This is a genomic window from Streptomyces sp. NPDC046900 (genome assembly GCF_040644975.1).
In the GTDB taxonomy this organism is placed as follows: domain Bacteria; phylum Actinomycetota; class Actinomycetes; order Streptomycetales; family Streptomycetaceae; genus Streptomyces.
This window is the reverse complement of record NZ_JBEYXD010000012.1, coordinates 1-23,199: the sequence shown is the minus strand read 5'-3', so window position 1 is coordinate 23,199 and position 23,199 is coordinate 1. Positions and strand designations below refer to the sequence as shown.

Below are 23,199 nucleotides of genomic sequence, written 5' to 3'. Positions count from 1 at the left end.
GTCCAGAGTCTGTTGAGTTTACGGCATGCTTCCGGTCGCGGCCGGTCCGGGGTGCGCGCAGGCCTCCCGCAGCGCCCCGGGGGCCTCCCCGGCGTCCGCCGATGGTCCTAGGTCGCGGTTCGGGCCCGGGCCCGATGTGCGGCTTCGAGGGCGCCGACTAGCGTTCCCGACGTGCTGAAGACTCCCCCTGCCACGCCCGTGCCCGTCGTACCGCCCGCCTCCGGGCATGCTGAGGGGGTGAGCAACGACGAGTTCCGCGCCGCCATGTCCCGGCTTGCCGCGGGCGTGGTCCTGGTGACCTCGCGCGAGCCGGCGCTGGACCCCGAGGGGCCCGGCGCCGAGGACGTCGGCATGACCGCAACCGCTTTCATGTCGGTGTCCCTGGACCCGCCCCTGGTACTGGTCAGCCTGCGCGAGGGTTCCCGTATGGACGACCTCCTCGCCGAACAGCCCCTGTGGGCCGTCTCGGTGCTCGCGGAGAGCCAGCGGCACATCGCGGGCCGGTTCGCCATGAAGGGCCGCATCAGCGACCGGCTCCTGTTCGAGGACATCCCGTACGTCCGCGGGGAAACCTCCGACGCCCTCCTGGTCGGCGGCGCGCTGGCGACCCTGGAGTGCCGTACGGAGCAGCGCGTGGCGGCCGGCGACCACACCCTGGTCATCGGCCGCGTGCTCGGCGCCCGGGTACCGAGTGCGGAAGGCGGGCCGCTGATGTACTTCCGGGGCCGCTACCGGCATCTGGGTTGAGGGAGTTCGCCTTCTCCGAACGCCCTGTGAAGGCATGGAGAATTCGCTTTCCTGCTCCGCCGTTTTCCGTCGCGAATTCGAAAAGGAGCCTTTTAACTCCAGTCCCGCCCCGACCGGCCGCGCTTGGTTTCCGAGCGCTGCTTCTTCTCGCGCAACCGGCGCTCGTTGATCCCCCGGGGGATGCGGGTCGCCCTCCTGGGTCTGGGCGGTGGCGCCGTCGCCTCGGCGAGCAGCGAGGCGAGGCGTACGGCGGCGGCCTCGCGATTGCGCCACTGTGAACGGTGCTCGGAGGCGCGCACGGTGACGACTCCGTCGACCAGCCGCCCTGCCAGCCGCTCGAGGGCCCGCTCCTTCCACACCGTGGGCAGCGCCTCGGTCCTCGCGAGGTCGAAACGCAGCTCGACCTGCGTGTCACTGGTGTTGACGTGCTGCCCGCCCGGCCCCGACGACCGCGAGAAACGCCACATGAGCTCGGCCTCGGGAAGCGAGACGGAGCCGCGGATGGTGTACGGACCGGACATGCCCCCATGGTCGCGCGGACCCGCGGTCCGCGTCACGCGAATATCGCCGGCGCCCGGCGCCCGGCGCCGCCCGAGATCGCAGGTAAAGAAAGTAAAGAGATGCGGAACCATCAGGACCCCTCTTGGCGTTGATACCGGTAGCTGTAGCTTCGTCCCCGTACGAAGCCAGCGCACAGGTACCGCACCGCGTACGCGACCGAGGGAAGGGACTCCCAACAATGGCTGTAAGCCTGTCCAAGGGTGGCAACGTCTCGCTCACCAAGGAGGCTCCGGGCCTGACCGCCGTCACCGTGGGCCTCGGCTGGGACGTCCGCACCACCACCGGCACGGACTTCGACCTCGACGCCTCGGCGATCGCGGTCAACAACCAGGGCAAGGTCTACTCCGACGCCCACTTCGTCTTCTTCAACAACAAGCAGACCCCGGACAACACGATCGTGCACACCGGTGACAACCGCACGGGTGAGGGCGCGGGCGACGACGAGGCGATCAACGTCAACCTGGCGGCCCTCCCGGCCGACATCGACAAGATCGTCTTCCCCGTCTCCATCTACGACGCGGAGTCCCGCTCACAGAACTTCGGCCAGGTCCGCAACGCCTACATCCGGATCGTGAACCAGGCCGGCGGCCAGGAGATCGCCCGTTACGACCTCTCCGAGGACGCGGCCACCGAGACCGCCATGGTCTTCGGTGAGCTGTACCGCAACGGCGCGGAGTGGAAGTTCCGCGCGGTCGGCCAGGGCTACGCCTCGGGCCTGGTCGGCATCGCCCAGGACTTCGGCGTCAACGTCTGACATCCCGCAGCAGGCCTGAGCGGGAGCCCCCGGCGTGGTGTGCCGCGCCGGGGGCTCCCTTCTGTCCTCCCGGGGCGCCGGGTCCCAGCTTCCCGAAGGCGCGCCGCCAGGTCCGCGATACGTTGACTCCGTGATCCTCGAGCCCCTCCGCCTCACCCGCGACCACGACATCCCGGCGCCACTGCTCACCGAACTCACCGCGCTCTACGCGTCCAACCGCGACTTCCACGCGCTCAGCGGTGACTTCCCCGACCCGGCCGACATCCGCCCGGAGCAGGTGGCGACGGCGCTGGCCGGGGAGTTGGTCCACCCGGACGTGGAGGTCCTCCTCGCCCGCAGTGCCGGGCGCCTGGCGGGAGTCGCGATCACTCTCGCCCACCACCCGGACCCGGCCGACCCGGACCCGTGGATCGGCCTGCTGATGGTGGACGCAGGCATGCAGCGGCAGGGCCACGGCCGGCGGCTGGTGTCCCTGGTCGAGGACCGTTTCCGGGCCGCGGGCCGTACCGCCCTGCGTCTTGCGGTGCTGGAGAACAACCCCAGGGCGCTGGCCTTCTGGACGGCACTCGACTACGAGACGATCGCCCGCCGGCCGGACCTGCAGCACGGCCGCCCCTGCTTCGTGATGCGCAAGGACCTGTAGGGAACCCCCGTCACCGTCGCGTCCTGGGCCGAGGCCACCGACGTACACCGCTTCCCGGAACGGGTGTCTCCCGTCTCCGGCGGGTGGGCCGGAGACGGGAGGAACCGCTCACTTGCCGGTGAGGAACTCGTCCCTGGAGAGGGGGCGGTTCACGATGCGGATGTCACCGACATTGCCGTGGAAGACCATGTCGATGGCGCCCGCGTACGCGTGGCCACCCACCAGCCAGGGCAGTCCGAGCGAGGTGATGCCCTGCGACACCCGACTCGGGTTGTCGGCGACCGGGGCGCCCTCGACATACAGCCTCGTGTAGCGGCCATCGTTGACCACCGCGAGGTGCCACCACTTGAGCTCCACCAGGCCGTGACCCCAGTTGGTCGTCGGGTAGGTGTTGTTCAGCGGGTAGTGGTTGAACTGCGGCTCCCGGCCGTTGTTCGAGATGGAGAGCTGGGCCAGGGGCTCGCCCGGGTCGGTGTTCTTGCCGTGCTTGCCGGCGTCTCCGGCCGAGCCCCGGCGGCTGAGTATCGACGCCCAGCCGTTCTTGCCGGCGTCCCAGTCCAGCGGCATCATCACGAACGTCTCGATGGTGTACCCGCTCTTGAACGTCTCGGCGTTCAGCGGAGCCTTCTCCCCCGTGGTCAGGTACGTGCCGTGAAGCGGGTTCCTGCCACCGACGAACTTCAGGCTCGCGTGCGCGGGCTGGTCGGGGTGGTGGTCGGCGGACCAGGTCAGCGCGTCGGCGGCCGTGCCCGGCAGGGTCACCACCGTCAGGTCGTTGCCCTTGCCGGACAGGTCGTGGATCGTCTGGCCCGCGGTGAGCGAGGTGCCGGGCGCGCCCTGGCCGTCGAAGCGCCAGTACGCCAGCGTGCCCTTCACCAGCTCCTTGCTCGCCGGGCGGGCGGGCCGGACCGCGACCGGGGCGAAGCTCGCGAACCGCTCGTCGAAGTCGATCGCCATCGAGAAGTTGTCGACCGGGCCGGTGACCTGGGCGATCTCGGCGGCCAGCTCGGTGCGGGACTCCGGGTCCTGGGCCAGGATCCACGGGTTGATCGTCTCGACGTCGATCGTGTTGCGGGCCAGGTCGAAGTGGTACAGCCGGATCATGCCGCCACCGCCGAAGTACCGGTTCTGGTAGTTCGTGATGTGCATGTGCACGTCGTTGCCGGAGGCGTTCTTCTGCGTCATGCGCCCGGGCGGCCAGTAGTGGCCGTTGAGGGTCAGGAAGACCTGGTCGTTGTCATTGATCAGCTTGTCCCACATCGCCTGACCGTTGCCCACGATCACGGCGTTGTTCTCAGGGTCGCCGGACTCGTACGGGAAAACGTTGTCATCGTACGGCGAGGCGACGATGTCGTGAGACGTGACGATCACCGGCATCTTCGGGTGGGCCTTGATGACCTTGTTCGCCCACGCGTAACCCTGGTCGGTGGTCCGCCAGTCCAGGGCCAGCAGCAGCCACGGGCGGCCGGCGGCCTGGAAGATGTGCGCCGTGTTGTAGCCGGTCTCGTCCGACCCGGCGAAGGTCTTCGAGTGCCGGAACCGCTGCGGGCCCATGGTCTGGAGGTACGGCGTGTCGCCGCGGCTGTCGTCGCCCGAGACGTCGTGGTTGCCGGCCAGCACGCTGTACGCGGCACCGTGCGCGTCCAGCACGGCGAACGCCTTGTCGACCTCCTGGAACGACAACGGGTCGGCGTCCTGCGTCAGGTCACCGAGGTGCGCCATGAACACGATGTTGTTGTCGGCGGTCCCGCTGTTTTCGATGATGTAGCGGAACGACTCCTCCTGCGGCGTCCGGTTGACGCTGTCCTGGGAGCCCCAGTACAGGAACTGGGTGTCGGGCATGACCGCGAGGGTGAACTGGAGAGCGGTCTGATCCGGTCTCCACGTGCCGGCCTTGCCGGTCTTGGCGGCGTCCGCGGCGAAGGCGGGCGACGCGCCGACTCCTACGGCTGCCGCTCCCGCACCGGCCAGCGCCGCGTTGCGCAGAAAGCCTCGCCGGCTCTGCCCGGTCGTGTCGTGTGACGGAGTATCACCGTGAATGGACATAGGGGCCCTTCCCGGGTCGATGGTTCAAACAGCAACGACGCTAGTCAGAAGCGACCCAAGGCGGGCAGACGTCAGATGACGAACGAAGACCGAGTGTCTGTCCGGGACTGAAAGCTCGCCACAAGTGATGCCCACAAGCTGATCTCTTGATGAGCGCGCGGTGACCGACAAGGAACCGGGCCCAGGTCATGCGAGTCCGCCTAGGCGTGTGACGGTTTCCCGTCCCCGTACAGCCAGTCCCGCCAGATCGCGTGGAAGTCCTTGCCCGGCGCCTTCTTCTCGACGTACGCGGTGAAGTCGGCGGTGCTCGCGTTCCCATGACGGTGGGTGGCGGCCCAGCCCTGGATGATCCCGTAGAAGGCGTCGTCGCCGACGGTCTGGCGGATCTTGTGGAGGACCATCGCGCCACGCTCGTAGACGGGCTTGTCGGAGACGTGCGCGGCGCTCGGCGGCCTCCCGGGCGGAAACGCCCAGATCGCCTCGTCGTCAGCCGGGTCGTCGTAGTAGTCGCCCCGGTACAGCGCGTCGAAGATCTGCTGGACCGTGTCGCCGCCGTGGTCCTCCTGCCACAGCCACTCCGCGTAGGTCGCGAAGCTCTCGTTGAGCCACATGTCCCGCCAGCTCTCCGGTGTGACGGAGTCGCCGTACCACTGGTGGGCGAGCTCATGGACGAGGGTCTCGGTGTCGGGGGGGCCCGGGAAGACCGGACGGGTCTGGGCCTCCAGGGCGTACCCGGCGTCCTCCGGCCGGTCCACGATGGCGCCGGTGGAGGAGAAGGGGTAGGGGCCGAAGTTGTGCTCCTCCCACTCCAGGATCTCCGGGATCTTCGCCAGGACATCTCGGCTGGCCCGCGACTGGGTCGGGTCGACGGCGACATACACGGGCAGGCCGTCGCGCAGGGTGGAGCGAGTGACGGCGTAGTGCCCGATCGCGACCGTGGCGAGATAGCTCGCCATCGGCTGTGCGGTGCGCCAGGCGTAGGTGGTGCGGTCGTTCTTCGTCGTCTCGCTCGTCAACTCGCCGTTGGAGACCGCCTGGAGTCCCTCGGGGACGGTGACCGTGATGTCGTACGTGGCCTTGTCGGACGGGTGGTGGTTGCCGGGGAACCACGCCATCGAGCCCGTCGGCTCACCGAGCGCCAGCGCGCCGTCCGCGGTCCTCAGCCAGCCCTCCTTCGAGCCGTCCGTGTCGGTGATCGTCTCGGGGGTGCCCGCGTAGCGCACCGTCGTGCTGAACGTCTCGCCCTCGTCGAGGTCCCCGGCCGGGCGCACGGTCAGCTCCTGGCCCGCACGGCTCCAGCGCGCCGCACGGCCCTCGACCGAGACGCCGGCCACGTCGAGCCCCTTCAGGTCGAGGTCGAACGCGGACAGGTCGCGGGTCGCACGTGCCGTGATCACCGCCTTGCCGGTGAGGTGACGGCGGCCCGGGTCGTAGTCCAGGGTGAGGGCGTAGTGGGTGACGTCGTACCCGCCGTTGCCCATCCTCGGGAAGTACGGGTCGCGCAGACCGGATCCGCCGGGCGTACCGCGCACACCGCCGTCGCACGCGGCGAGCGTCAGCGCCAGGACGACGGACGGGACAAGCCGTACGGAACGGGACATGCCCGAGATCCTATGGGGCGGCCCACGGCGGCGCGGGCGACCACGGCGTGACACCATCGCCCCCGTGCTCGACATCGGCTACGCCCTCTCCAATCGCTTCCCCGACCCCCCGCAGACCGACTACCGCCGCGCGGACGTCCACGCGCTGCGGCACGACCTGTTCTGCGGTGACGTCTACCTGGCGGACACGGAGGCGGACCGCGAGCTGTCCACAGCCTGGGGATGGGTGCCGGTGCTCGACTTCGCGTGGGCGCTGTGCGACATCGCCGAACGGCTCGACCGCGACCCCCTCGGCAGCCGGGCCGCACGGCCGCAGCACGCGGAGCTGGACTTCACCGAGTCTCCCGACCGCCTGCTCTTCGAGCGCCGCTTCGGCTGGGTGGACATCGAGGCGGAGTGGCTCCCGGCGGCCGAGCCGCCGCTGACCTTCTCCCACACCGAAGTGCGGCGGGAGGCCCGCGACTTCCTGCACGACCTGATCGCCGACCTCACCGACCTGCACGAGGACCTCGGCGAGAACCCGGCGATCTGGACGCTTCAGGCCCGTTTCCCGAGGATGCGCCAGGCGCCGCGTCGGTAGGGCACGGTCGGCCCGCACCCCTTCTTTCCTGGTCCGCGGGGGAGGTCGAGGTGATTGTCAGTGGCACAGGGCACGATGGGGGGCATGGTGCGAGGTGATCGGGTGGTGAAGGCGGCGCGGCGGCCGGAGATCCGGCTGCCGGAGCTCGTGGCTTTCGAGGACGGCGTCCTGGAGCCGGACGGGGACTACGACGGGCTCGAGTTCCAGGACGCGGACTTCGCAGGGCAGGACGGCGGGGGTGCCCGGTTCATGGACTGCGCGCTGACGGGCTGCGCCCTGGACGAGACGCAGCTGCGCCACGCGCGCGTGCTGGACTCCGTACTCACGGGTGTACGGGGTGTGGGTACGGACCTCGCCGAGGCGAGTCTGCGCGACGTGGAGCTGGTGGACGCACGGCTCGGCGGGGTGCAGCTGCACGGCGCGGTGCTGGAGCGCGTGCTGGTGCGCGGCGGCAAGATCGACTATCCGAATCTGCGCAACGCACGGCTCAAGGACGTCGTCTTCGAGGGCTGTGTCCTGATCGAGCCGGACTTCGCAGGCGCCCGGCTGGAGCGGGTCGAGTTCGTGGACTGCGTCCTGAAGGGAGCCGATCTCACGGCGGCGACCCTGGTGGACGTGGATCTGCGCCGCGCGGCGGAGCTGGACATCAACCGCGGGATCGACCGCCTGTCCGGCGCGGTGATCAGCCACGCCCAGCTTCTGGACCTGGCCCCCGTGCTGGCGGCGGAGATGGGCGTGCGGGTGGCGGGGGACGACTGAGGCGGGGGCGCCACCCGGGGCCCCCGGCGTTCCTACGCCTGACGCCCGAACCGCGCCAGCGCCGCGTCCGTCAGCCGATACACCGTCCACTCGTCCTGCGGACGGGCGCCCAGTGCCTCGTAGAAGTCGATCGCCGGCCGGTTCCAGTTCAGGACCGACCACTCCAGGCGCTCATAGCCGCGCTCCACACAGATACGCGCCAGTTCCCTCAGGAGTGCCTTGCCGTACCCGGCGCCGCGGGCCTGCGGGCGCACGTAAAGGTCCTCCAGGTAGATACCGTGCACGCCCCGCCAGGTGGAGAAGTTCAGGAACCACAGCGCGAAGCCGACGATCTCGCCACCCTCCTCCACGACATGCGCGAACGCCGCCGGGCGCTCACCGAACAGGGCCTCGTGGAGTTGCTCCTCGGTGGCCCGCGCCTCGTCGAGGGCCTTCTCGTACTCGGCCAGTTCGCGGATCAGGGTATGGATGACGGGGACGTCGGCGGGGGTCGCGGTGCGTATCACCGTCGCAGTCTCACACAGAACGGGCGGGACCCGCAGGCCCCGCCCGTCCTCTCAGCCGCTGGTCAGCGCGGCAGCCACCGTCAGACCCAGCCTGGCGGGCACGGCGAGCACCGCCGCCCCTGCCCGTCTCCCGCGGTACCTCTCGATCCGGTCAGCGGACAACCGTCCGTGTCGGTCTGCCCACTGCGGATCCGTCCTTGTGACCCGTGCGGTGCGCCGTCACCTTCACGGTGATCTTCTTGCCCTTCTGTGCCGACTTCAGCACCAGCGAGGACCCGGTCGCCCCGCTGATCGCCCTGCCGTCCGCGTACCACTGGTAGGAGTAGGACACGGCGGCCGGACTCCAGGTCCCCGCAGACGCCTTCAGGGTCCGTCACTCCCCCCCAAGTCAACGGCAGGTAAAGCACGTCGGGAGGATCCTCGCACACAGGACCGACACGACACCCGCGAGGTGTGGATGAAGGGACCCGGAACGATGCGCCAACTCCCTTGAGTGGCAGGTTCCTTCAGTGCCGCCCGGCCACCCGGTCGGCGAACTGGGCCAGCTTCGAGGACTCGGCGCTGTGCGTGGTCAGTTCACGCCGGTCCGCCGTGCGGTAGGTGGCGTACATACCGTGCACGCCGAGCCACCGCAGTGGCTCCGGCTCCCACTTGCGCACCCGGTGGTTCACCCAGGGCAGTGTGGTCAGGTTGGTCGCGCCCGCCTGGCCCGAGTCCTGCCGGACGAGGTCGCGCAGTGTGCGGGCGGCGAGATTCGTGGTGGCGACGCCCGAGCCGACGTAACCGCCCGCCCAGCCGAGGCCCGTCGACCGGTCCAGGGTCACCGTGGCGCACCAGTCGCGCGGCACCCCCAGCACACCCGACCAGGCGTGGGCCACCTTCACCCCGGCCAGCGACGGGAAGAAGCGGATCAGGATGTCGTACAGCGCCTCGACGGTGGCCGGCTGCGTACGGCCGTCGTTGTCCGTGCGGGAGCCGAAGCGGTAGGGGACGCCGCGGCCGCCGAGCGCGATCCGGCCGTCGGCGGTGCGCTGTGCGTACATGTACGCGTGCGCCATGTCGCCCAGCGTCTCGCGCCCCTCCCAGCCGATCCGCGCCCACTGCTCGTCGGTGAGCGGCTCGGTCGCGATCATCGAGGAGTTCATCGGGAGCCAGGTGCGCTTCTGGCCCTTCAGCGACGCGGTGAAGCCCTCGGTGCAGCGCAGGATGTAGGGCGCCCGGACCGTGCCGTACGGCGTCACCGCGTGCTTCGGACGGATCTCCGTGACCGGTGTGCACTCGTGGATCGTGACCCCGAGCGCCTCGACGGCCGCCGCGAGACCCTTGACCAGCTTGACCGGGTGCAGCCGTGCCCCGTGCGGGGTCCAGGACGAGCCGACCGCGTCGGCGACCCTGATCCGCTCGGCGGTCTCCCGGGCGCCGTACAGCTCGCGGTCCTTCTCGCCGAACGACAGCTCATGCTCGTGGAACGCCTTCAGCCGGGCGAGCTGCGCGGGGGTGTAGGCCACCTCCAGGACGCCGCCGACATGCACGTCCGCGTCGATGCCCTCCTCCCGGGTGACCCGCGCGACCTCGGCGACGGTCTCGTTCATCGCCTGCTGCAGCCGTACGGCGGCCTCGTGACCGTGCAGCGCCGCGTACCGGTCGCGGCCCGCGACGCCGTTGTAGAGCCAGCCCCCGTTGCGTCCGGAGGCGCCGTAGCCGCAGAACTTCTGCTCCAGCACGGTGATGCGCAGGAAGGGCGCGGCCTTCTTCAGGTAGTACGCGGTCCACAGACCGGTGTAGCCGCCACCGACGATGACGACGTCGGCGGACCCGTCCCCGGCGAGGGGCTCCCGCTGGGCGGGGAGGCCGTCGTCGGCGTACCAGAAGGAGACGCCGCCGTTGACGGCGCTGCTCACTGCGCTGCTCATGTGCCGGACGTTAACTCCTGAGGAGGGCCAGTGTCTCCTTCGGATTCCATGGTTTTCCACGGCCCCGGGTCAGCGGACAGCACGCGAGACCGATCAGCACCGCGATGAAATGCCCGAAATCGGTGAACGTGGGCGAGGCGGTGAGGGGGACGGCGTACACCAGCAGCACGACCGCCAGATAGGCGTACCGCCAGGGCACCGCGATCCGGTAGGTGAGCACGGCGACCACTCCGGCCAGTGCGTAACTCACCCCGATGTCCAGCGTGTTGGCCGCGGACTCCGGAGCCGCCCCGTCCCGTATGGCCTGCAGCAGCGCGCCCTCGCCGGCCAGTGTGGCCAGCACGTGCGCGGCGACGCACACGGCCAGCCAGCGCGCGGTGCCCAGCCAGCGCTCCGCCTGTGCGTGGAAGACCGTGTAGAGCGCGGCGCAGGGCAGCCAGTGCCCGCCGTCGATCCACATCGCACTGCTGATGAACACGCGCACCGGGTCGGACGACAGCTGGTTGATGTTGGTGGACCGGTGCCGCAGGAAGTTCTCCTCGAACTGCGGCGGCATGTGGTGCAGGGCCACGGTGGTGACGAACAGGATCAGCAGCCAGACGTAGGTGCCCGGGGCGCTGCGGACGTAGGCCGCCACCGCCGCCACCCCGCGTCTGATTCGTACGGCCCTGTACACATACGCAAGTATGGTCGGGAAGGTGATCGACATGTCTGGCAAGCAGGCCACCGCACAGCGGAAATTCAGCGGCGCGGCGGGACCCTCGCACAGTTGACCGCCGGCCGGGTCCGGCGCGGACCCCACGGACCGACTCCCGTGCCACACACGGCGATCGGCCTCGAGGGGACGCGGCCGATGCAGACACGCCGCCGGATGGCCGATCCGGCTTTCAACGGCCCATCCGGTCATAGCGTACAGAATATGACGAAACGCAATACCGCCTATCTCCTGTGCACCACCGCGCTCCTCGGGTCGGGACTCAGTTGCTCGGCCGCCACCGCCGCGGGCCCCATGACCCACATGGTGCGTCCCGGGGATTCGCTCCAGAAGGCCGTGGACGCCGCCGGGCCCGGCGACACCATCGTCCTCGCCTCCGGCACCTACCGTGAGAGCGTCCGGGTCACCAAGTCCGGGCTGACCCTGCGCGGCACGGGGAACACCGTGATCGCGCCGGCCGCATCCTCCTCGAACGCCTGCGCGCGAGCCGGTAGCGGCATCTGCGTCGAGGGGACGAACGGCCACCCGGCCGAGAACGTCACCATCGAGTCACTGACCCTGTCCGGCTTCTCCAAGAACGGACTGTGGTCGTCGCGGGCGGACGGGCTGACGGTCCGCCAGGTCACCGCCGAGAAGAACGGTCAGTGGGGCATCTCGCAGGAACGTTCCATCCGCGGCACGTTCGTCGACAACACCCTCCGGGACAACGGGAACGCGGGACTGTACCTCGCCAACACGTTCACGACCGAGGCAGGAGCCACGAACACCCGCGGGACGCTGATCGGGCGGAACCGTCTGCAGGGCAACCGGATCGGCATCACCCTCAAGCGCCTCAGAAACCTGACCGTCGCGACCAACGACATGACCGCGAACTGCGCGGCGGTGTTCGTCATCGGTGACGAGAACAAACCGCGGGCCGGGGCCCTGACCCTGAGCGACAACTACATCCACAAGAACAACAAGCTCTGCCCGAAGACCGCCCGGGTGCCTGTCGTCCAGGGCGCCGGGATCGTCCTGACGGGCGGCACCGAGAACATCCTGATGACGCGCAACACGATCACCGACAACGTGGGCAATTCCCCCTTCTCGGGCGGCATCGTGCTCTTCAAGAGCTGGTTGGGCGTCCCCAACGAACGGAACCAGGTCATCGGCAACACGCTGCAGCGCAACTCCCCGGCGGACCTCGTCAAGGCGGACACCGGACAGGGCAACACCTTCCAGGGCAACTCCTGCCGGGCCTCCGAGCCCGCGGGACTGTGCTGACCCGGCCGGCGACCGGCCGCGGACCAGAGAGGAAAGGCAGCACATGACGACCGCAACCACCGCCCCGCCGACGACCGCGAACCCCGCGCCCCCGCCGTCCATGCGGCTGAGGGAACTCGTCTTCGGGGCCGCGTGCGCCGCCGCCCTCCGCGCGGCGGCCCGTCTGGGCGTCGCCGACGCCCTCGGCGACGCACCGATGCGCGCGGAGGACCTCGCGGCCGCCGTAGGGGCCGAGCCCAAGCCGCTGCGACGGCTGCTGCGAGCCCTGTCCTGCTACGGCGTCTTCACCGAGCACGAGGACGGCACCTTCACGCACACCGACATGTCCCGGCTGCTGCGCGAGGACGACCCGAACAGCCTGCGCAACATCTCCCTGTGGTGCACCGAGCCCTGGACCTGGGAGGCATGGCCGCGTCTCGACCAGGCCGTGCGCACCGGCCGGAACGTCGTACAGGACCTGTACGGCAAGGAGTTCTTCGTCTATCTCAACGAGGACGCCCCGGAGTCGGCCGACGTCTTCAACCGGGCCATGACGACCTCCAGCAAGCAGTCCGCGCAGGACGTCGCCGAACTCCTCGACCTGTCGGGAAGCTCGTCGGTGGCGGACATCGGCGGCGGCCAGGGCCACGTGGTGGCCAGCCTGCTGGAGAAGTACCCGTCGATGCGGGGCACCCTGCTCGATCTGCCCCGCGTGGTGGAGAAGGCGGACCCGCGGCTGCGTCCGGGAGGCGCGCTCGCGGACCGCGTCAGCATCGTGCCCGGCGACTGCCGTACGTCCATCCCGGTCCATGCGGATGTGTACATCATCAAGAACATCCTGGAGTGGGACGACGAGAGCACTGCCCGGACCCTGCGCAACGTCATCGAGGCGGGCGGCCCCAAGGCGCGGGTCGTGGTCATCGAGAACCTCGTCGACGACACCCCCTCCATGCGGTTCAGCACCGCCATGGACCTCTTGCTGCTGCTCAACGTCGGCGGGGCCAAGCACACCACCAAGAGCATGGTCGACCGGCTGACCGCCGCGGGTCTGATCATCGACACGATCGACCCGGTCAACCCCTATCTGCACGCCTTCGACTGCACCGTCCCGGCATGAACGGCTGCGGCCGGCCCCGCGGGGCCGGCGCTCGCACACCACCGGTCGCCGGGTCCGCGCTGACGCGGGCCCGGCGACCGGTGGCCGTGCGGACGGTTCAGACCGCGGCGTGCCGCTCCCACAGATAGAAGCGCTGCGCCATGGCGTCCTTCGGGGAGCGCCAGGTCGCGGGGTCGTACGCGCTGACGTACGCCGACAACCGCTCGCTGATGTCCCGGAAAGCGGGGTGCTCGGCCACCTTGGCGATGGCGGGGCCGGGCTCCCGCTCCGACTCGACGAGATGCATGTACACATCGCCGAACTGGAAGAGGCTGCGCCGGGTGACCCCGACGAGGTGCGGCAGTTCTCCCCGGTCCGAGTCCTCGAACACCTTGGCGATGTCGGGGGCCGATCCGGGGGCCATGCGGGCGACGATCAGGGCCTGGTGCATGAGCTCCTCCGTGCGGTTCAGTCGGCCAGGACCGGCGCGGGCCGTTGCCCGGCGGCGGCCTTCTCGATCTTGTCCCGGATCAGGCCCATCTGGACTTTGGAGTTCCGGTTGATGTTGTCGGTCATCCAGGCGTCGTCGACCGGTGCGTCCGGCCGCATCTCGAAGTCCTGCGTCCAGACCATCCGGGTGCCCTCGGGGACCTCCTCGTACTGCCACCGGATGTTCATGTACGCGAAGGGGCCGGGCTCGACGCGGCGGGCCTTGACGCTGAGCGAGGGGCGGTCCGTCTCCCGCTCGGAGACCCAGCTCCACACGGTGCCCTTCTCGTCGGGATGCATGGTCAGCCGGAAGGTCGTCCGGTTCCCCTCACGCGAGAGCACGTCACAGGCGGCGTACTCGCTGAACAACTGCGGCCAGTTCTCGAGGTCGTTGGTCATGTCCCAGACCAGATCGACCGGGGCGGCGATGGTGACGGCGTTCTCCGTGTGTCCGGCCATGTCAGGCTCCTGCCATGAGAGTGCTGTTGACGAGGTCGAGGAACTGTCGGGGGGTCTTGCACCGTTCCGCGTCGGGCGGCATCTGCGTGCCGTGCCGGTTCTCCAGCTCTCCCACGATGCCGAGCAGGCCGAGCGAGTCGACACCGAGACTGTCGAAGCCCGTGTCGTAGCACTGCTGGAGTTCCTGCGGGGCGACGGTGACCCCGGCGGCCTTCTTCATCAGGTCGGCCAGTTCTTCCAAGGTGATGCGGTCACTCATTCGGTTCTCTCCTTTGCTCCAGGACGGTCTCAGAAGGAGGCGTCGCCGGCGTCGCGCCGCAGCACGAGCGCCGAGTTCGACCCCATGAGTCCCCGGCTGAGGACCAGCGCCGTGCGCAGCTCGGCGGAGCGGGCGCGGCCGGTCACCAGGTCGAGATCATGGTTGATGTCGGAGACGTTAGGGGTGGGCGGGATCAGGTCGTGCTCCATCGCGAGCACCGCGGCCGCGGTGTCGAGGACGGGCGCCGCGCAGTAGCCGCGGCCTATCGCCGTCTTGGGCGCCGTGACCGGCACGCGGCGGCCGAGGGCGTCGGCGATGGCCAGCGCCTCGGCACGGTCCGCCTCGGGCACACCGAGGGCGTCGGCGAAGACGACGTCGACCTCCTCGGGGGCGCAGCCCGCCTCGTCCAGCGCACCGCGGATCGCATGGACCAGTCCCTCCCGGGACAGATCCCAGCGGGAGGCGCCGGTGAAGGTCGCCGCGTGTCCCGCGATGGTGGCCCGTACCCGGACACCCCGCTCACGGGCCGAGGCCGCGTCCTCCACGACGAGCATGGCGCCGCCCTCGGCGGGCACGAACCCGGAGGCCTCGGCGGTGAACGGGCGGTAGGCCCGTGCCGGGTCGTCGACGGTGCTGAGCTCCTCGTAACCGAGCTGGCAGACCATCGAGTACGGGGCCAGCGGGGCCTCGGTGGAGCCGGCGACCATCACGTCGGTACCGCGTGCCACGGCCCGTGCGGCGTGCGCCAGGGCGTCCAGGCCGCCCGCCTCGTCGGCGGCGACGACCGAGCAGGGGCCCTTGAAGCCGCGGCGGATGGAGATCTGGCCGGTGCTCGCCGCGTAGAACCAGGCGATGGACTGGTAGGGGCCGACGTAGCGGCTTCCCTTCCCCCACAGCTGCTGGAGTTCCCGCTGGCCGAACTCACCACCGCCGGAGCCGGCCGCGGTGACCACACCCAGGGAGAACGGCGCCTCTTCGGCACCGTCCCGGCCGATCCGGGCGTCCTCCAGCGCGAGATCGGCCGCGGCCATCGCGAAGTGCGAGAACCGGTCGGTCTGCACGATGAACCGTTCCTCGATCACCGACGCCGGCTCGAAGGAGCGGACCTCGCCGGCCACCCGCAGCGGCAGATGGTCGCAGCCTTCGCGGGTGATCCGGTCCAGGACGCTTATGCCCTCCCGAGTGGCCTTCCAGAAGGTATCGATACTCGTTCCGTTGGGCGCGACGACGCCGATTCCGGTGACGGCGGCGCGCCGGGCGCGGGCTGCACTCATCGTGTCCTCTCCCTCTGCCGGGTCATGATCACCGCGGACTGGAAGCCGCCGAACCCGCTGCCCACGGAGAGGACGCTGTCCAGTCTCCGCTCGCGTGCGACGCGAGGCACATAGTCCAGGTCGCACTCGGGGTCCGGGATCTCGTAGTTCGCGGTCGGCGGTACGACCTGGCGGTCCAGGGCCAGCACACAGGCCACGACCTCGATCGCGCCGATCGCCCCGAGGGAGTGCCCCACCATGGACTTGATGGAGCTCATGGGCGTGTCATAGGCGTGATGGCCGAGGGCCTTTTTCACTGCGGCCGTCTCGTGCCGGTCGTTCTGCCGGGTGCCCGAGCCGTGTGCGTTGACGTAGTCGATCGCCGAGCCGTCGAGGCGGGAGTGGTCGAGCGCCGCCTCGATGGCCCGGGCCATCTCCACGCCCTCGCTGGTCAGACCGGTCATGTGGTAGGCGTTGCCGAAGGTGGCATAGCCACTGAGCTCGCAGTACACGCGCGCGCCACGGGCCCGGGCGTGCTCCAGCTCCTCCAGGACCAGCACCGCGCCACCCTCGCCCATGACGAACCCGTCACGGTTGTTGTCGAAGGGCCGGGAGGCGTGCGCGGGGTCGTCGTTGTTCGGGGACGTGGCCTTGATCGCGTCGAAGCAGGCCATGGTGATCGGTGAGATCGGTGAGTCCGAGGCACCGGCGATGCAGACGTCCGCCCGGCCCTCCTCGACGGCGTGGAAGGCGTATCCGACCGCGTCGAGCCCGGAGGTGCAGCCCGTGGAGACGGTCTGCACGGGCCCGCTCGCGCCGAAACGTTCCGCCACCGCCGAGGCGAGTGTGCTCGGCGAGAACGCCCGGTGCAGATGGGGCTCGGCCTCACGATGGTCCACGTCCCAGCGCTGCCCGTGCCGGCTGACCAGGACGTAGTCGTGCTCCAGACGGGTGGTGCCGCCGACCGCGGTCCCCAGGGACACCCCGACCCGCCAGGGATTCTCCCGGGCGAGGTCGAGGCCGGCATCCCGTACCGCCTCGTCGCCGGCGACGAGGGCGAACTGGATGTACCGGTCGGCGCGTGCGATCTGCTCCGCGTCCAGCCCGTGGGCCGCCGGGTCGAAGTCGCACTCGGCGGCGATCCGCGAACGCAGGCTGCTCGGGTCGAAGAAGGTGATGCCCCGCGTCGCGGTACGGCCGTTGGCGAGCAGATCCCAGAACGCCGGGACGCCGATGCCGCCCGGTGCCACGATGCCTATGCCGGTGACCGCCACGCGCCGGGTCATGAACGGACCTGACCTCGGTCGGCCGCCCGGGCACCGCCCGCCTCGGCTCCTTCCGCGGCGCCGACCGCGACGGCGTCGGTCTCCTCCGTGTCCACATGGCCGAGCTGCGGGCGCGGCGCCAGCGGACCCAAGTGGAAGACGATGCGGGCCTCGTCGTCCCCGACGTTGCGGAAGCGGTGCCGCATGTACGCGGGGATCATGAGCCCCTGCTCGGGCCGCAGCGGATAGGGGTCGCCGTCCAGGTCGACCTCCAGCTCGCCGCAGACGACGTACACGAACTCCTCGGAGTACGGGTGGTAGTGCTCGCCGATGCGGTCGCCGGGCTGCACGATGGCCACGCCCATGAAACCGCTGGTGGAGCCGACCGTGGCCGGCGTGAGCATGGCGCGCAGATCGCCGCCGCGTCTGCGGTTGGGGTCGACCTCGTTGAGATCCACGATTCTGGGACGGGGTTTGATCACGTCGTTTCCTCCGATGGTGTGCTTCGTCGACATGGGGGCGTGGCCGCCGCGGCCCGCGGGGTTCCGCTCAGGCGTCGGGCGAGGACCGGCGGTCGGTGATGGGTTCCATGCGGGCGAACGCGAGGAATCGCGCGAAATCGCCGTTCTGCAGCGCGGCACCGTCCGCGCCGACGGCCGCTTCGTCGAGGAGGGCGCTCATATCGGCCGCCCGTGCGCGGTCCGCGACACCGAGGGACAGAGCCGGGTCGGCGCCGACGTCGCCCCGCACGTCGATCAGCCGCACCACGATCTCGTCGCGCTGGAAGATCGTGCTGCTGCAGACCGGGTAGCGGGGATCCTCGGCCGCCGCCGCGTCCTGCTGGGCCAGCAGCCGGGCCAGCTGCATACCGCAGCCCTGCCGGGCCGGGTAGTACAGGGCGTGCCGCTGCGCCTTCGAGCAGGACTGATCCCCCGTCACATGGTGCACGGCGGGCAGCGCCGCCCGGGTGAAGAAGACTCGGGCGGCCTCCGGGTCGTTGAGGTCCCGTTCGAGCTCCAGATACGGGTTGATGGCCTCCTCGACGGCCCGGATCTCGGGCTGCTGTGCGACATGGCGCAGCGCGGCGAGCAGATCGCCCTCCACCTCGATCGCCCGCACGACCCGGTTGCCGTGCATGAACAGCGAGGTGCGGCACAGCCGTGTGGTGTCGTCGACCTGCGACTCGGGCGAGGCGTAGTCGGCGAGGATCTTGGCGACGACCTGCTCGCTGCCGGGCTTGACCGTGAAGGTGAGCGCATGACGGATCTTGCCGTCGCCGATCCGGGGAGCGACCTGGAGACGGCGCTCGGAGGCGCCGGCCCGCGCCTGTGTCCCGGTCTCGCGAACAATGTGGAAGCGCAGCGAGCGGGTGTCCCGGACACAGCTGTGCAGCGGTCGCACCATCTGCACGTGCTCCTCGCTGTTCACCCAGTCGAGGAAGGGCGGGGCGCTCTCCCACTCACTGGTGATCAGCCACTGGGACGGATTTTCGATCGACTGGCAGAGCTGGTCACTCATGTGTCCGGGTACGGACGCGACCTGGCTGCACAATTGCTCGTACGCCTCCAGGAACTGCTGCTGAGCTCCGTCGTAGACATCCACCAGCAGCACGACACGCAGCCCGGAGCCGTCGAAGACGGACTGGGACACCCGTTTCGACACCTGTCGCGCCAGCGGTTCTGAAACACGTTCAGACGTTGTGGTCATCCTGGACACTTCTCCTTCACGAGGGGGCGGAGGCAACGTCGAGCCGCGGGTGACGCGACGTCAGCGTTCCTCGATCGTGTGCCGGTCGCAGGGAGTGCGCGACTCGTATGAACCACGTGGGTGACTGCGCAGACGGACCCTCTCCCGGAGGGCACGGAAACTGCGGCGCGCCTCACGCCCGCGCCTTTTCCTCGGGAGGCAACCGATGCGTGATGGAGCCGATCACCGGGTTCCGGTCCTCGTCGCCGGCGGCTCCCTGATGGGCCTGTCCCTGCCGCTTTTCCCGGGCCACCACGGGGTGCGGCACACCCTCACCGAGCGGCACGCCGCACCTTCAGTCCACCCACGTGGACGCGGCAACTACGCCCGGACGATGGAACTACAGCCAGAACGACCTCGAATCCGTCCTGCTGCGCGGCGCCCGGGAACTCGGCGGCGACCTCAGGTACTTCCACCTCATGGAGTCCTTCGAACAGCACCCCGAAGGAGTGACCGCGGTCGTGCACGACCGGAGCAGCGGACGGCGCCGCACGGTCTGCCGGAACTACCTCGTCGCGGCCGACGGCCCGCGCAGTCCGGTCCGAACTGCCGGCCGACGCGGTCGGTGTTCCATGCCGGTGACTGTGCCCACGAGATGCCCTCTCAGCTGGGCCGCCGGCTCGAACACCGGCATCCAGGACGCGCCCGATCTGGCGTGGAAGCCGGGCGCCGTGCTCGGCGGCTGGGCACGGACAAGGACTGCTGGAGAGCTACGAAGCCGAGCGCCGGCCCTGACCACCGGTACCCGCGCCTCCGCCCGCTCCGTGGAACACAGCCACCCGGGCTTCTCCCCGGTCACCGGCGCGGGACTCGACGGCACCCGGAGCGGCATGCTCGACGTCGCCCTCGGACGCCGCTCCCTCGGGGGTGCCGCCGTGGGTGCGGATCCGACCAGCCGGTGGTGCCCGCCCCGGATGCGGCTGATCGGCGGACCCAGGAGCCGGGCCCGCAGCTGTGGCTTCGGCGCGCCGACGCCTGGCTGTCCACGCTCGACCCACACGAGCGCTCGATGGTGCAGACCCGTCGTTGACGGCATGTCACACAGTGAGCCCCCTGCCGGATTCGGACCGACGGCTTTCGCAGGACGGTCCGGCCGATCGGGAGCCGGATGTGCGGGGCAGGTCCTGTTCGGCCCACACGACCTTGCCGCCCGATTCCAAGCGGGAGCCCCAGCTGCGGGACATCTGCGCGACCAGGCCGAGTCCGCGGCCGTTCTCGTCCACGGGGCTCGCGCGGCGCGGACGCGGGGCGTAGGCCTCGGTGTCGGACACTTCGCAGGTCAGGACCTTGTGCCGCTTCAGGCACAGACCTATCGGGCCGGAGGCGTGGCGGACGGCGTTGGTGACCAGTTCGCTGACGATCAGCTTTGTGGAGTCCTCGAGATCCTCCAGGCCCCACGCGCTCAGCTGACGGGACGCCAGGTTGCGCGCGCGGCAGACGGAGGTCTCGTCGCGGGGAAGCGTCCACGATTCGCCCCCTTTGGATCGATGACCGACTAAAAAGACCTGTTTTGTGACGGCACCGCAGTGGTGGCCGATACGGCCACGGCCCGGGTCGATATCCCCCGTGAATGCCGAACGCCCCGAACCGACCATCGGCCCGGGGCGTTCGTACTGCTCAGCGGTGGAGCCCCTGTCGAATTCGCCCCGTGAGCACCTACCCGGCGCCGAAGCGGCGTCGGGATGCCCGGAACGAATCCCCCGCGCCGGCGAGTGCCCGGGGGCACGGGATGTCGGGCAGGTGCTAGCGGATTTCGTAGGTCCCATCCAGTCGGGCGCGGCCGATGACGTGGCCGGCGATGGCGGCAATCACCTCATCGAGGGCGCAGCCGGCCGGCAGCCCGGGGGTCTGGTCGAGGGCGAAGAGCTGGAAAACATAGGCGTGGGGTCCGTGTGATCGGATCGGCATGGGTCCGGCCCAGCCGCGGCGGCCGAGGCCGCCTTTCCCGTGCCGGATGCCCGGAACCGGGCTGGGGTCGGCGAGGCCGTTCTCCGGGATGCCGTCCAGGGAGGGGTCGATACCCAGCGCGAGCGCATGGGTGGCCGGCTTCCCGAGAGGGACGTCGGGGTCTTGCACGATGAGCACGAGCTCGACGGTGCCGGCCGGCGGCCGCGTCCAGGTGAGGGCGGGTGAGATGTTCGCGCCGAACAGCCTGCCGCGATGCCTTTCCGGCATGGGTGCCCCGTGGTCGAAGGCGGGGCTGGTCAGGGTGAAGTTCTCCGGGGCCTGCAGGTCGGGGCGGGCCCAGACGAGGGTGTGGTGACCGGCGCGCCGGTTACGCAGTGCGACGCCAAGGGGGTTTGCGGGCATGACTGCAACTCCTCCTAACTGTGAATCTCGCTGCCTATGAGCCTGAGTTGCGGCCGGCGACATGAGCACGGCCGTCGTCGCGTCGTCGCATGCCTCGGGGTACGGGGCACCGCGCAGTGAGCGCGGAACCCTCGCTCACTGTTTAGGTATAAGAAAGATCTCTTTAGGTTACTAAAGAACTATGGAGAAGAAGGCAACTGAAGATCAGCCCGCCGAGGCAGAGGCGGCCGACCTCGGTGGACAGTTGCGCTCCGCCGTCGGACGCCTGTACCGCCGCTTCCGCAGCGAGCGCCCCGAAGGCAGCCTCGGAGACGCGGCACTCGCCGTGCTCACCCGTCTCCACAAGCACGGACCACAGACCCTCACGGAACTCAGCGAGCACGACCGGGTGTCGCCTGCCTCCATGAGCCAGACGGTGAACCGCCTCACCTCAGCCGGCTACGCCGTACGCACCCGCGACCCGGACGACCGCCGCAAAGTGCTCTTCAGCGCCACCGCAGAAGGCGACGAACTCGCCGGCGCCGCCCGGGCCCAGCGCAACGCCTGGCTGGACGAACGGCTACGCGCCCTCAGCGCCGAGGACCGCGCGGTGATCGCCCGCGCCTCAGCACTGCTCATCAGCATCGCCGACTCCTGACTGGCCTTCACCACCCGCACGGACCGCCGGATCCTTCGTACCTCCGTGCGGCTCAGCCGGCCGTTGGGACCGCCCCGAACCTGGTCGGCATCTTCGTCGTCCTTCCCACACATGTGGTCGCATGCGGCAAGGCCAGCGTGGCGCCGCAGCCCGGGGCGGGTGAGGTGAGGCCAGCTCAAAGCAACCTGGCATGATCGCATCGCCGCAGCTCACGCGCGGTAGGGCCTGTGAAAAGAGGGCGATCATGGGGTTGCTGATCTCGGACGTATTCCTCATCGTTCTCGAATGTGGCCTGATGGGGATACAGCTTGTCGGCGTTGGTGCGGACGCTGACCAGACCGACTCGATGGCGCCGGGGTGTGGACAAGGACACGATGACCCGCATCGCCATGTCCTGGTTCGACATGGAGGACTGGCTCAAAGCCCTGATCACCGTCATGGCGGACACAGGTTTCCGTGCGGCAGTCTCCGACGACGTCAAAGCCGAGTTGCGCGAACATGCCGCCGCGGTCGGACACCGGTCTCAGCTGGCTGCCTGGGTCGGCGCGCTGGCTGCCGTCCTTGACGATGAGCCGCTGGTCGTCGTCGACCCCCGCACACATCGGGGATACGCCTTCACGATGAGTGGTATCGGGGACAACGGCCAGTTGCACATCCTCCTGGCGGATCGACTCGTCGGGGACCCCGGGCAAGGCCTGGTCGCTGGGAATCGCCCAGCGCGGCCCTGGGTCGAGGCGGCGACCAGCGGCAACCCCTACCTCGGCCCCGACGACCCGGCGATCCGCTGCTTCCGCCTCTTTGACGGCCGGGGGACGTACATCAGCCCGGAAGGCGTGCCCGCCGGCATAGACCCCCTCGACGGCACCCGCGTCCTCGTCCTGCACCCGCCGAACGGCAACTACGCCATGGGCGTTGGTCGAGTGTTCGAGCACATGATGCCGACCCTCCGTCTCGACCGGATCCTGGAATCGACCGAGACGCAGCACTGGCTCGCCCGACTGGCTCCCGCCGTTGAGAACGACCTGATGGCCAACCAGGAACCGCTGCACCCCTGGTTCCGCGCACCCTGACATGGGCTGACACGACCATCGATCGCGACTCAGCCTGAAGCCGCCTCGTTCGGCCGGCGCGACTCGGACGGTACCCGGGGCCAGGGTCCGGGCTTCGGCATAGTCGGGTGGGCGTCCGATTTGTACTCAGTGAGGCCGACGTCGACAAGATCAAGACGGTTCGCGCGAACGCCGTGCCATGGGAGGGGGCGGCGGCGTCCCGCCGCAGTGCGAAACCGCCGCCCACCCTCCGTCCCAGCTCTTGCTTCACCTATCGACATTCGATAGATTCCCATCGCAACTCGATGGAAGGATGAGTCATGGGAAAGCTGGCAGTACGTGCGCTGCGCGCCGTGCTCGTGGTGGTGCTCGCCGGCACCGTGTTCGTACAGGCAGGGATGGTGTGGGCGTTGGTCGGCGGGAACGACCCGGAGGACGGATCGCTCCCGCTGACGCCACTGCGCGTGACCACCATCCTGGGCATGGTGTCGGCCCAGGTCGCCCTGGTCTGCGTATGGCGGCTGGTGACGATGGTGCGACGCGGAACCGTGTTCTCCCATGCCGCCTTC

General features: G+C 69.7%; 26 protein-coding genes and 2 pseudogenes. 11 read left to right on the top strand and 17 right to left on the bottom strand.

Translation table 11 applies throughout. The features are described from left to right. The first annotated feature begins 171 nt into the window (after nt 1-171). A complete protein-coding gene (locus ABZ904_RS14640) occupies nt 172-747 on the top strand; it encodes a flavin reductase family protein (RefSeq protein ID WP_359399883.1) in 576 nt (191 codons plus the stop codon). A gap of 92 nt (nt 748-839) precedes the next feature. Here ABZ904_RS14640 and arfB read toward each other — a convergent pair whose 3' ends face one another. Further along, on the bottom strand, nt 840-1,268 hold the full coding sequence (gene arfB, locus ABZ904_RS14635; RefSeq protein ID WP_359399886.1) for an alternative ribosome rescue aminoacyl-tRNA hydrolase ArfB: 429 nt from the start codon (nt 1,266-1,268) through the stop codon (nt 840-842). A gap of 218 nt (nt 1,269-1,486) precedes the next feature. Here arfB and ABZ904_RS14630 point away from each other — a divergent pair, with 218 nt between their 5' ends. Beyond that, nucleotides 1,487-2,062: a TerD family protein gene (locus ABZ904_RS14630; protein WP_359399889.1), complete on the top strand. Its 576-nt coding sequence runs from the start codon at nt 1,487-1,489 to the stop codon at nt 2,060-2,062. A 130-nt stretch (nt 2,063-2,192) separates the two neighbouring features. Then, a complete protein-coding gene (locus ABZ904_RS14625; RefSeq protein WP_359399892.1) occupies nt 2,193-2,705 on the top strand; it encodes a GNAT family N-acetyltransferase in 513 nt (170 codons plus the stop codon). Nucleotides 2,706-2,813: 108 nt separating this feature from the next. Here ABZ904_RS14625 and ABZ904_RS14620 read toward each other — a convergent pair whose 3' ends face one another. Then, on the bottom strand, nt 2,814-4,751 hold the full coding sequence (locus ABZ904_RS14620) for a LamG-like jellyroll fold domain-containing protein (protein ID WP_360993222.1): 1,938 nt from the start codon (nt 4,749-4,751) through the stop codon (nt 2,814-2,816). A gap of 200 nt (nt 4,752-4,951) precedes the next feature. Next, on the bottom strand, nt 4,952-6,352 hold the full coding sequence (locus ABZ904_RS14615) for a M1 family metallopeptidase (RefSeq protein WP_359399898.1): 1,401 nt from the start codon (nt 6,350-6,352) through the stop codon (nt 4,952-4,954). Nucleotides 6,353-6,416: 64 nt separating this feature from the next. Between ABZ904_RS14615 and ABZ904_RS14610 the strand changes: the two genes are divergently transcribed. Further along, complete coding sequence (locus tag ABZ904_RS14610; RefSeq protein ID WP_359399951.1) at nt 6,417-6,932, top strand: hypothetical protein; 516 nt, start codon at nt 6,417-6,419, stop codon at nt 6,930-6,932. A gap of 75 nt (nt 6,933-7,007) precedes the next feature. After that, nucleotides 7,008-7,691 (top strand): pentapeptide repeat-containing protein, encoded by a 684-nt coding sequence (locus ABZ904_RS14605; RefSeq protein ID WP_359399953.1) that lies wholly within the window; start codon nt 7,008-7,010, stop codon nt 7,689-7,691. A gap of 32 nt (nt 7,692-7,723) precedes the next feature. Here ABZ904_RS14605 and ABZ904_RS14600 read toward each other — a convergent pair whose 3' ends face one another. From ABZ904_RS14600 to ABZ904_RS14585, 4 genes and pseudogenes are all read right to left on the bottom strand, one after another. Continuing rightward, nucleotides 7,724-8,197, bottom strand: coding sequence for a GNAT family N-acetyltransferase (locus ABZ904_RS14600; RefSeq protein WP_360993218.1), 474 nt, complete (start codon nt 8,195-8,197; stop codon nt 7,724-7,726). A 151-nt stretch (nt 8,198-8,348) separates the two neighbouring features. Next, nucleotides 8,349-8,570, bottom strand: a pseudogene (locus tag ABZ904_RS14595) (glycoside hydrolase Chb); the annotation flags it as partial. Nucleotides 8,571-8,703: 133 nt separating this feature from the next. After that, the gene (locus ABZ904_RS14590) at nt 8,704-10,110 is read right to left on the bottom strand and encodes an FAD-dependent oxidoreductase (protein WP_359399907.1); all 1,407 of its coding nucleotides are present in this window, start codon (nt 10,108-10,110) and stop codon (nt 8,704-8,706) included. 10 nt (nt 10,111-10,120) lie between these two features. Continuing rightward, on the bottom strand, nt 10,121-10,819 hold the full coding sequence (locus tag ABZ904_RS14585) for a rhomboid-like protein (RefSeq protein WP_359399956.1): 699 nt from the start codon (nt 10,817-10,819) through the stop codon (nt 10,121-10,123). 210 nt (nt 10,820-11,029) lie between these two features. On the opposite strand from ABZ904_RS14585, the gene ABZ904_RS14580 reads away from it, so the two are divergent. Continuing rightward, a complete protein-coding gene (locus tag ABZ904_RS14580) occupies nt 11,030-12,088 on the top strand; it encodes a right-handed parallel beta-helix repeat-containing protein (protein WP_359399910.1) in 1,059 nt (352 codons plus the stop codon). A gap of 43 nt (nt 12,089-12,131) precedes the next feature. Then, the gene (locus tag ABZ904_RS14575; RefSeq protein ID WP_360993210.1) at nt 12,132-13,184 is read left to right on the top strand and encodes a methyltransferase; all 1,053 of its coding nucleotides are present in this window, start codon (nt 12,132-12,134) and stop codon (nt 13,182-13,184) included. 97 nt (nt 13,185-13,281) lie between these two features. Here the strand turns inward: ABZ904_RS14575 and ABZ904_RS14570 are convergent, their stop codons facing one another. The 8 genes from ABZ904_RS14570 to ABZ904_RS14535 all read right to left on the bottom strand — a co-directional run bounded on the left by ABZ904_RS14570 (nt 13,282) and on the right by ABZ904_RS14535 (nt 18,920). After that, nucleotides 13,282-13,614 carry a TcmI family type II polyketide cyclase gene (locus tag ABZ904_RS14570; RefSeq protein WP_359399916.1) on the bottom strand — a complete coding sequence of 111 codons (333 nt, stop codon included), beginning with the start codon at nt 13,612-13,614 and terminating at the stop codon, nt 13,282-13,284. Between the two features lie 17 nt (nt 13,615-13,631). Beyond that, nucleotides 13,632-14,111, bottom strand: coding sequence for an SRPBCC family protein (locus ABZ904_RS14565; protein ID WP_359399919.1), 480 nt, complete (start codon nt 14,109-14,111; stop codon nt 13,632-13,634). A gap of 1 nt (nt 14,112) precedes the next feature. Continuing rightward, nucleotides 14,113-14,370 (bottom strand): acyl carrier protein, encoded by a 258-nt coding sequence (locus ABZ904_RS14560; RefSeq protein WP_359399922.1) that lies wholly within the window; start codon nt 14,368-14,370, stop codon nt 14,113-14,115. 29 nt (nt 14,371-14,399) lie between these two features. Next, a complete protein-coding gene (locus tag ABZ904_RS14555) occupies nt 14,400-15,644 on the bottom strand; it encodes a ketosynthase chain-length factor (protein ID WP_360993205.1) in 1,245 nt (414 codons plus the stop codon). Beyond that, nucleotides 15,641-16,909, bottom strand: coding sequence for a beta-ketoacyl-[acyl-carrier-protein] synthase family protein (locus ABZ904_RS14550; protein ID WP_359399926.1), 1,269 nt, complete (start codon nt 16,907-16,909; stop codon nt 15,641-15,643). Before ABZ904_RS14550 ends, ABZ904_RS14555 begins: the two co-directional genes overlap by 4 nt. After that, a complete protein-coding gene (locus ABZ904_RS14545) occupies nt 16,906-17,370 on the bottom strand; it encodes a cupin domain-containing protein (RefSeq protein WP_360993202.1) in 465 nt (154 codons plus the stop codon). The genes ABZ904_RS14550 and ABZ904_RS14545 overlap by 4 nt, the downstream gene beginning before the upstream one ends. A 67-nt stretch (nt 17,371-17,437) precedes the next feature. Further along, on the bottom strand, nt 17,438-18,595 hold the full coding sequence (locus ABZ904_RS14540; protein ID WP_359399930.1) for a SchA/CurD-like domain-containing protein: 1,158 nt from the start codon (nt 18,593-18,595) through the stop codon (nt 17,438-17,440). A 172-nt stretch (nt 18,596-18,767) separates the two neighbouring features. Beyond that, nucleotides 18,768-18,920 (bottom strand): hypothetical protein, encoded by a 153-nt coding sequence (locus tag ABZ904_RS14535; protein WP_359399932.1) that lies wholly within the window; start codon nt 18,918-18,920, stop codon nt 18,768-18,770. Here ABZ904_RS14535 and ABZ904_RS14530 point away from each other — a divergent pair. After that, nucleotides 18,855-19,122: pseudogene (locus tag ABZ904_RS14530) on the top strand (FAD-dependent monooxygenase); the annotation flags it as partial. The gene ABZ904_RS14535 and the pseudogene ABZ904_RS14530 sit on opposite strands and share 66 nt — an antisense overlap. A gap of 549 nt (nt 19,123-19,671) precedes the next feature. Here ABZ904_RS14530 and ABZ904_RS14525 read toward each other — a convergent pair. Then, nucleotides 19,672-20,229 carry an ATP-binding protein gene (locus ABZ904_RS14525; RefSeq protein WP_360993198.1) on the bottom strand — a complete coding sequence of 186 codons (558 nt, stop codon included), beginning with the start codon at nt 20,227-20,229 and terminating at the stop codon, nt 19,672-19,674. Between the two features lie 148 nt (nt 20,230-20,377). Next, nucleotides 20,378-20,944 (bottom strand): YbhB/YbcL family Raf kinase inhibitor-like protein, encoded by a 567-nt coding sequence (locus ABZ904_RS14520; protein WP_359399936.1) that lies wholly within the window; start codon nt 20,942-20,944, stop codon nt 20,378-20,380. A gap of 181 nt (nt 20,945-21,125) precedes the next feature. Between ABZ904_RS14520 and ABZ904_RS14515 the strand changes: the two genes are divergently transcribed. The 3 genes from ABZ904_RS14515 to ABZ904_RS14505 form a co-directional block, all read left to right on the top strand. After that, the gene (locus ABZ904_RS14515) at nt 21,126-21,581 is read left to right on the top strand and encodes a MarR family transcriptional regulator (RefSeq protein ID WP_359399938.1); all 456 of its coding nucleotides are present in this window, start codon (nt 21,126-21,128) and stop codon (nt 21,579-21,581) included. Nucleotides 21,582-21,955: 374 nt separating this feature from the next. Then, nucleotides 21,956-22,651 carry a hypothetical protein gene (locus tag ABZ904_RS14510; protein ID WP_361823360.1) on the top strand — a complete coding sequence of 232 codons (696 nt, stop codon included), beginning with the start codon at nt 21,956-21,958 and terminating at the stop codon, nt 22,649-22,651. Nucleotides 22,652-22,950: 299 nt separating this feature from the next. Beyond that, nucleotides 22,951-23,199 (top strand): DUF2975 domain-containing protein (locus ABZ904_RS14505; RefSeq protein WP_360993193.1); only part of this gene is annotated, 249 nt, incomplete at its 3' end.